Raw genomic sequence first — 792 nt, 5'->3', positions numbered from 1 at the left:
CGAATCGGCATGTGATGGAACCCAGTTCGTGGTAGTCGGCGTGCACGGTGTCGCCGCGCTCGACCCACATCGGCTTGGTGAACGATCCCGCGAGCACGATCTCGCCCGCCTCCAGGGTCTGCCCGTGCTGGGCGAGCTTGTTCGCCAGCCACGCCACCCCCAGCGCGGGGTGGCCGAGCACGGCGCCGGCCACACCCGAGTCCTCGATCGTCTCGTTGCGGTACAGCAGCGCCTTCGCCCACGTCAGATCCACCTCGTCGACCCTCACCGGGCGGCCGCCGACCACCATCGCGCCCATCGCCGCGTTATCGCTGATCGTGTCCACGATGGTGCGCCCCTCCAGCTCGAGATGCGAGTTGAGCACCTCCAGCGCCGGCACCACGTACGCGGTCGCGTCGAGCACGTCGAAGAGGGACGCGTCCGGGCCCGTCAGCGGCTTGGACAGCACGAACGCCAGCTCGACCTCGATGCGCACATTCGAGAACCGGTCGAACTCCAGCACCGACCCCGACTCGTAGACCATGTCGTCGTGGATCACGCCGTAATCCGGTTCCGTGATCCCCGTGGCCGCCTGCATCACCTTCGAGGTCAGCCCGATCTTATGCCCCACCAGCCGCGCCCCCGCAGCGATGCGGCGATCCGACCACACCTGCTGAATGGCGTAGGAATCCTCGATCACCATCCCCGGATACCGTGAGGTCAGCCTCGGCAGGATCGCGCGATCCCGGTCGGCCTGCACCAGTTCATCGGCAATGGATTCGATCTGCGACTGCTCGAGCACGTGTCCTCCGT

1 protein-coding gene is annotated in these 792 nt (G+C 66.9%); it reads right to left on the bottom strand.

The genetic code is table 11. From position 1 onward, the window contains the following. The coding region (locus tag D1J51_RS17710; RefSeq protein WP_119077326.1) for a fumarylacetoacetate hydrolase family protein at positions 1–781 on the bottom strand (781 nt) is incomplete at its 3' end. Positions 782–792 lie beyond the last annotated feature (11 nt).

This window comes from Leucobacter sp. wl10, assembly GCF_003569785.1.
Lineage (GTDB): Bacteria > Actinomycetota > Actinomycetes > Actinomycetales > Microbacteriaceae > Leucobacter.
Note: the sequence above shows the minus strand (reverse complement) of the source record. Positions and strands in the feature narration are given on the sequence as shown.